Origin of the sequence: Nostoc sp. FACHB-888 (assembly GCF_014696655.1) — a bacterium.
GTDB lineage: Bacteria > Cyanobacteriota > Cyanobacteriia > Cyanobacteriales > Nostocaceae > Nostoc.
The window spans coordinates 1-5,088 of sequence record NZ_JACJQM010000255.1 but is presented as its reverse complement, the minus strand read 5'-3'; the positions used below and the strand labels follow the sequence as shown (position 1 = coordinate 5,088).

General features: G+C 39.1%; 8 protein-coding genes and 1 pseudogene. 2 read left to right on the top strand and 7 right to left on the bottom strand.

Translation table 11 applies throughout. From position 1 onward, the window contains the following. Positions 1-226: 226 nt before the first annotated feature. From H6G26_RS38290 to H6G26_RS38280, 3 genes are all read right to left on the bottom strand, one after another. Positions 227-481, bottom strand: a complete 255-nt coding sequence (locus H6G26_RS38290) for a hypothetical protein (RefSeq protein ID WP_190736932.1) — start codon at positions 479-481, stop codon at positions 227-229. A gap of 81 nt (positions 482-562) precedes the next feature. Beyond that, the gene (locus H6G26_RS38285; RefSeq protein WP_190736930.1) at positions 563-1,072 is read right to left on the bottom strand and encodes a DUF393 domain-containing protein; all 510 of its coding nucleotides are present in this window, start codon (positions 1,070-1,072) and stop codon (positions 563-565) included. Positions 1,073-1,134: 62 nt separating this feature from the next. Then, positions 1,135-1,320, bottom strand: coding sequence for a hypothetical protein (locus H6G26_RS38280; RefSeq protein WP_190736928.1), 186 nt, complete (start codon positions 1,318-1,320; stop codon positions 1,135-1,137). A gap of 516 nt (positions 1,321-1,836) precedes the next feature. Here H6G26_RS38280 and H6G26_RS38275 point away from each other — a divergent pair. Beyond that, the gene (locus H6G26_RS38275) at positions 1,837-1,962 is read left to right on the top strand and encodes a ribbon-helix-helix protein, CopG family (protein ID WP_190736926.1); all 126 of its coding nucleotides are present in this window, start codon (positions 1,837-1,839) and stop codon (positions 1,960-1,962) included. Positions 1,963-1,969: 7 nt separating this feature from the next. Here the strand turns inward: H6G26_RS38275 and H6G26_RS38270 are convergent. From H6G26_RS38270 to H6G26_RS38255, 4 genes and pseudogenes are all read right to left on the bottom strand, one after another. After that, positions 1,970-2,113: pseudogene (locus H6G26_RS38270) on the bottom strand (IS630 family transposase); the annotation flags it as partial. Between the two features lie 425 nt (positions 2,114-2,538). After that, positions 2,539-3,021: a cupin domain-containing protein gene (locus H6G26_RS38265; protein ID WP_190736924.1), complete on the bottom strand. Its 483-nt coding sequence runs from the start codon at positions 3,019-3,021 to the stop codon at positions 2,539-2,541. A gap of 75 nt (positions 3,022-3,096) precedes the next feature. Continuing rightward, the gene (locus tag H6G26_RS38260; RefSeq protein ID WP_100904448.1) at positions 3,097-3,294 is read right to left on the bottom strand and encodes a DUF2811 domain-containing protein; all 198 of its coding nucleotides are present in this window, start codon (positions 3,292-3,294) and stop codon (positions 3,097-3,099) included. A gap of 562 nt (positions 3,295-3,856) precedes the next feature. After that, positions 3,857-4,048 carry a hypothetical protein gene (locus tag H6G26_RS38255; protein ID WP_190736922.1) on the bottom strand — a complete coding sequence of 64 codons (192 nt, stop codon included), beginning with the start codon at positions 4,046-4,048 and terminating at the stop codon, positions 3,857-3,859. Positions 4,049-4,549: 501 nt separating this feature from the next. On the opposite strand from H6G26_RS38255, the gene H6G26_RS38250 reads away from it, so the two are divergent. Beyond that, positions 4,550-5,088: AIPR family protein (locus H6G26_RS38250; protein WP_190736920.1), on the top strand; the 539-nt coding region annotated here is incomplete at its 3' end.

Here is a 5,088-nt window from a genome sequence, read left to right as displayed (position 1 = left end):
TTCGTTCTAAAAAGCCAACACACAGAGGTACTGGACAACCAGTTGAAGCTCTTAAATTTCATATCACTAATCAGTCTTTCAGCCTTAACTGAACCGTATTGGTTGATTAACTTGTAATGGCAGAAAATTAGTCAACATCAGAGCAATCTAATAAAGCGTTTTGAAAGCGATAGATTATTTAACTGTCATAAAAAATTACACATTAATTTCTTCTTGCTTGTCAGCTTTACTCCTGCAACTCAGTAAGCTTTTTTTGATATTCTTTGTACTCTCTGTCTTGATGCTGGCAGTATTTCTCAACTGTTACTTTAGCAGCGTTCGTGTTGTTGTATTCATCTCCATCCTGGCTTAATACTCGCTGTTTTGTTTGCTTCCGTAAGTCAGAAAAAACTTTGATTAAAGTTAAGGTTTTCCAAAGACTCAAATAAGAATCGAACTCTGGCAGTTCCGACATCAGCCCAGGTATAAAACCAAGGTTCAATAGACTTATCTGAAAATCTAAAATGCTTACTATACAATGGTTATAGCGATTTTAATGGCTTCGTTTATTGTGAAACTGGGCTTAGTCATCTTCATCCATTAAGCGACAACGGCTTTGGGTCTTGCAAGCTTGTCGAGAAGAACGCTCTCGTACAATAGTCGCTAAATCTGGTCGCCCTGTCAGGAAAAGTCGCCAGTCTGCCCAAATCCCATATAGGAAGTTGGCAATAGCACCGATAACAGGTAAGGAAGTTGCAGCATAGACCCATCCCATCCCCAGAATTTCATAAATGCGACGGAAAACCTCAACATTTTTAACTAGCGTTCCGTCTGGCAACACAGCATGAATACGCCCCATTGCAGTTTCATAGTCAACGCCGCCATCTGCTTGGGGATTGTAGTCATCAACTGCAATATCTACAAACGCTACCAGCCCTCGACTTGCGTCCCGCTTCTTCAAAAAGTTAACCTCACGCAGACACAAGGGACATTGACCGTCATACAGCAGTTTGATTTTCCACGACGGCAGAGTGGATAAAGGCTGGTCTAGAGAGTTGTTACAACCGTAGGATTGGATTTGTGGTGAGGACATTTTGGGATCTTAACTAAGTTTATTTCCTTACATTAAGCGTAACGCCTCTGGAATTATAGGGTTTAGCACATTCGAGCGACGCGTAGCTTGCCGCCTTCAGCATCGCTACTAGCGTGAAGGGTGTAATTCCAAAACCCAAGAGGTAACGACAATTCCAGCAACCATTGTGCCTGCATTTTCTGCTTGTTACAGTTTAAAGAAAAAGTAGCGCCATAGATGAATGCCTTTACCACTAGCAATTCAATCACTGCAAAGCTGTAATGTCCTCCCTACAGCCCTTCTCAAGAGAGGAGACGCTATTGGCGTTCGGGCATCAAGAAGGCAGGCATTGGCGCAGCCATCGCTGTTCTTCAGATAGTGGGGGAAATGTAAGTGTTGAATTGCAGATGTAAAAAAAGCGCGATCGCTTCCTCAATCGCTTTAATATCTCCAATAAGAGTGCTTTGGCAATGGATGTTGATGTATATCAAAATGCAAAAGAATGCTTTTTTAAGAAACGATAAAAACTTACTTGACCAGAGTACCTATTTTGTGTGAGAGTATTTTATCCTTTCTTGATAATGTCTTAATAATTATTGGTTTTAATGAGCTAGAACTTTATCCTATAAAATAGACTTTACGTCCTCACTATTATTTCCAAAAACATATTAGTTTGCTTCATCATCTCTTAAATTAAAAGCCAGTGGTAGCCCCATGTTAAAGAACATATTAAGTGATTGATATTAGAGAAGTAGTTGCTAAATCAAACTTTTCTAATATCTATTATGAATAAAAAATGGGCTGCTAAACGACTTACAATCAATCTCACATCAAGTGAAGCAGAGAAGCTGGAAAAATACTGCTCAAAGACTGGCAGACCAGTAACTGATGTGATTCGGGAATTAAGCTAATCGGCATTTAAATTGCAACATAGCCACTATTGCCCTTGTTTTTTATCTTTCGATGCCACTTAATGACTAGCTCACCTTGGTTCAATAGCTTATCGAGTAAAGACTTCAACTCATCTACTGATTGGAATAGACGATGAGCAATGTAGTTTTGGAGCAGAATAATTAAAATTCTTTCCCTTACGTGTGGTAGCTCACTCTCCTTAAGAGCCTGCTGTAGCTGAGTAACTTGTTCCGAAGTTAAAAAATTTTTGGCTGGTGGTGGCATAGTTACTTTCAATCGACTCTGCATTTATATTATGCAGCTTAAATGCCGATTAGCTTAATTCGTTCTCTGACTACTGAAGATAAATAGTAAAAACCTAGAATTAAAGAAAAGCTCCCGTTTACGGCCAACTCTACCAGACGCACTGTTAGGTCTGCATTTCTCATAAACACCAACCTATTCACACTAAGTTTTTGCTTATGAGTGCAATTCCAAAGCCCATACCTCATGTTAGCTGGCGATATCGAAGCTTGTCGCATTGTAGTACAGATGGAAACTTGTGCGATCGCCTAAACTGAATTCGCTTGTACTTTTTATCTGTTTGCAGGATTGGCTAGAATAGCTTTTGGTTGATTAGCATTAAATAGAGAAGCAGATAATAAAATAATCGGTTTGTTTGTTTGGTTTTCTGCATAATGAACCATTCCGGCAGATTCAACTAAAGAATCTCCCACTGTAAGCTGTATAGTTTTCCCTTTTTGAAGAATTAAATCTGTACCGTTAGCTTTCGTTACTTTAGCTTCTCCTTCCACAACAGTATAAGTTAGAGTTCCCACCTCTACTCGTTCAATCTGCATTCCCGGATGAGTATGAGTAGGGAGTTTCGTTCTTGGTGCGATGGTATAACGTACAAGCTCAAGAATTTGCTTTTTATCTTGCATAGGATAACCACTTGCTAAAACTTCACGCTTAACAGATTGAGTGTAAGTATTGGGCGAGTAGGTTTCTTGGCTATTAACAACTACGCTGCTAAAAGCTAGTATAGCTAAAGAAATAATCAGAGACGGCTTTCTCATATTAATTTTTTTAAGGGAATTGAATTAATTCTTGTCACAGTTGAGAACTTATTAATAAGCGTTAACTTTTCTAAATTAGCCGCGACGAAACAGAGTTTCTAGATAAACTTGGGAAACACTCCGGTCACCATCAGCATTTTGCAGTAGAAAGAGAGAAATAGCTGCGGTAATAAGCCGACGTTCATCCCAATCAGGATGTTTTTCTAAGTAGGTATTGAGAGATTGATGCAGGGTTTCAGGAAGGGTAGTAAAGATATTTTGGGTTGAGTTCATCCGTTCAAAGCTTCCGAAAGAGCAAATTATAGAGACAATAAGCTAGAGGTGATGCAGCGTTTGTACTGTTTCACCCCGTTCCTCGCTTGCCAAACCATTTGCACTAACAACTGAATATTTTTATACAGTTGATGTTCAAAATGGAACGGGCGACAAAGGCTAGTCGATTTATTGTGTGCTGATTGGCTCGGTTTGTCAATGTTGCTAAATGTTAAAGAGAAATATAGAAAAAATAAATAATTACGTGAAAATGAGGGTTAGAGGCAGGTTTTGTTTACGTTACTTAACAATAACTCAGTGATGTAGACTGATTGCTACAGACATGACAAAATACTCATTAGGTGAACAGAAGCCGATTATCTTGTAAAACAACTGTGGAAAGCCTGTGGAATCTGCTAGAAAAAGTAGAACTAATGATAAGAATTGCAAAAAATGACTGTTATCGCTTTAAAAGCTATCGCTACAAATTAAATTCTCTCTAAAGGCTACAGGTGATGACTCTCCTGCTAACGCGATGAGAGTACTTTTGCCACTGAGGTTGCCACCAAATGAATTAATCGCTTTACCGCTTTTGATAAATCCATTCACGCCCAGCTTTGGCTGCTGCTTCAGCACTATAGTAAATCGGATAGTCACCCAATACCGTGCCATCGGGGCTAACAATCCGAAACTGCCAGCATTTACATGGAGTGTAAAATACGACTAAAACACGAGAGTAAATACATACAAGTGAATGAATCTTAGTGGAAGTCATAGTACTGTGCGCTTGCTGAATATTAGTAAAGCAGCCATTCTCATAACGAAAATAAGTATAAATGCGTTTCAAGTGAAACTAACAGCTCAAGCCGGCGTTATAGATGTTCTATAAAACTTTTTAACATTAGCACTTTTTGCAACTAACTTAAGTATGAATAATAGTCTATCTTGAGTAAGTTTTTGCAGGTAAGTGCAGTAACTAAACTGTTACTTGATAGTTCCAAAGAGCTTTGCATAAGGGAGTACCTAAACATAGAGAGTTTAAGTACTCTTTATCTAAAGTAGGATTTAGGCACTGTACAAATTAAATATAATGTTGCTTGCTGTGAATTCCGGCTTTTCATCTGTGTTAGTTCTACCGCAGATTCAAATAATTTAACTACCCAGATGCTGAGATATGTTGTAGTCCAATCTCTAACGGACTCGGCATTTTGAGAAATGCGATATCAGGATCAGGGTTTTGGTTAACATAGAATTTACTTCCATCAACAAATAAAGTATGCCCAAGACTTGGAACATCAAGATAGATAACCATTTTCAAGCCAATCCCAATTGCATTATCGCCACAGCCCATGTAGACAGTTTCCCTATAGACCTGCCGCTAGAACCGAACATCCGCGAACCGAACCGCAAAAGCGCGACCTACAGACAAATCTTCGACTCGCTGACGACCGAACCTGCAAAATTCTTCTCTCGTCACAGTGGAATCGTTCTGTCAGCCAATAAAGTTAAGCCCAACAGAAATAAAACTGAGCTAGAACTGGAGATATTAGAAGCTAACGAGGGCGGTAGCGATGGGATTATTAACGGTGGGCATACAGTTTTAGCCTTTGAGCAAGCAAAAAATTACAAATACGATTTAACCGAAGCCAGAGTAAAAGTTACCATCCACATTGGACTGACTGAAGAATCAGCTAAAGATATAGCCCTGGCAAGTAATACTACAACGCCAGTAGATTCTCGCTCCAAAGTCAACGCCAGAGGTGATTACAAATTTATCAAGCAGTATTTAGTCCAGTTAGAGAGAGCAGAAGATAG

Bases quoted from the DNA above. Each gene is read 5' to 3' on its own strand.
- H6G26_RS38255 (WP_190736922.1), bottom strand. From the start codon at position 4,048: ATGACTTCCACTAAGATTCATTCACTTGTATGTATTTACTCTCGTGTT.
- H6G26_RS38275 (WP_190736926.1), top strand. From the start codon at position 1,837: ATGAATAAAAAATGGGCTGCTAAACGACTTACAATCAATCTCACATCA.
- H6G26_RS38285 (WP_190736930.1), bottom strand. From the start codon at position 1,072: ATGTCCTCACCACAAATCCAATCCTACGGTTGTAACAACTCTCTAGAC.
- H6G26_RS38265 (WP_190736924.1), bottom strand. From the start codon at position 3,021: ATGAGAAAGCCGTCTCTGATTATTTCTTTAGCTATACTAGCTTTTAGC.
- H6G26_RS38260 (WP_100904448.1), bottom strand. From the start codon at position 3,294: ATGAACTCAACCCAAAATATCTTTACTACCCTTCCTGAAACCCTGCAT.